General features: G+C 43.3%; 2 protein-coding genes. Both read right to left on the reverse strand.

All coding sequences use genetic code 11. The annotated features are described in order from the left end of the window. Positions 1-13 precede the first annotated feature (13 nt). On the reverse strand, positions 14-187 hold the full coding sequence (locus tag MO867_RS21980) for a hypothetical protein (protein ID WP_252473145.1): 174 nt from the start codon (positions 185-187) through the stop codon (positions 14-16). A gap of 375 nt (positions 188-562) precedes the next feature. Beyond that, entirely contained in the window at positions 563-1,381 is an 819-nt protein-coding gene (locus tag MO867_RS21985) for a DUF5694 domain-containing protein (protein WP_252473148.1), read from the reverse strand. Positions 1,382-1,492: the final 111 nt, after the last annotated feature.

Genomic DNA, 1,492 nt, shown 5'->3' on the forward strand with positions numbered 1-1,492 from the left:
GAAATACATCAGCCTATAAACCGTTTAGCTGACACAGAGTTTTGAACACCCTCTCTCCCGAGAGAAATATTTGGGCTTTTTGCGGGAAGTAATCCCCATGTCGAAGTGTATTGACGTTATCGATAGCTACCACAATTAAGGGGCGCACTTTCCTTTCTGACATTAATCGGGAAGCGATTTCATCCATGCCTCATTCCCAGCCTCATTCCCAGCCATTCCAATTGGTATTACTGTCGAATAATATCTGCCCATCGTGCATATAGAGAATGGTGTAGGGCTATTGTACTGGGTAGCTATCGGGCAGCCATACTCGAACCGAGCGCTCGAGAAACCCTTCTCATGTCAGTGAAGGCAACAACTCAAGCCTCCCTGAGGATACCTGCATCTCTTCAGAGATGTTAGTCAAAAATGATTGTATTAGGACAAGTAACAGCCCGAATAAAAAGGTCGTATAGATATTCATAGCGCCCTGTACTGGGATGGATATAAAGTTCAACTCTATCTATAAATCCAACGACAAGGCTCTCCCTCCTAAGGGGCTGATTTTCGATTTGAATCTTCGTTAGAAGTAGCGGCGAACATCCCAGGTTTCACGCTTGTTATCCAGCTCTAGCATGGGTCTCATCATAGAACTATGTCCTTGCCCACCAAGGACAAACACTTTTGTACCCGGTTGGGCGACGGCTTGGATATTGGCATACATACGGAAATTTCTGGACCACCACTTGCTAGAAAGGTCGGCACCGATAAAATTATCACCCTGGCCGATATCATTAAGTAGTATATAAGAGCCCACATTTATTTTGTCTTCGATGGGGTCATTGTGCTTGTCAAGAACTTGGCCCAAGCTCAACGAAGCATGCATATCACTAAAGCGTTTTCCCCATGCCTCAAAGTTTTCATCAAGTAACTTCTTCCGCTCGGGTGAATGTTTTTCAAGATACGCTAAAAGTTCTCCATAGGGGAGGTCTTGGTCCGCATCATAGCAAACTACTTTTGATAGGCCAGCTTTCTGGGCTATCCTGAATCCCAGCTGCTCAGTTTCACCTGTTTTTAGTGTGTACTCACCTTTGGTATATTTTTTATAGTTTTGGTTAATCTTATTCTCGCTCTCTTTAGAGCACTCCAGCAGGACATGTGTTGGTGCATCAACGGCAATCTGCGACGATAGATCCTCCAAATATCGCTGGTTTTCCTCAGTATGAATATCAATGGTTTTCATTTTGACTATGTCATTACCGGGATTGCTAAAGTGAAAGCTACCAAAGAACATAACTTGTGCCGGTTTTGTATCGCTTACCGACTCTGCATAGGCGCTAAGACTAACAATGTTCAAAGTAAGCATAAAAAATTTGGTGAGTCGTCGTGTTATATTTTCCACTGGATATCCATATGTCATTTTTCCTGTATTCAACTCTGAAGTGCATCACCCTTTAGGCCAGGGCTGTCCCATATAAATCAGCTTAAATCGTGGCTGTAATTATCTTGTCTA

Origin of the sequence: Microbulbifer okhotskensis (assembly GCF_023895975.1) — a bacterium.
GTDB lineage: Bacteria > Pseudomonadota > Gammaproteobacteria > Pseudomonadales > Cellvibrionaceae > Microbulbifer > Microbulbifer okhotskensis.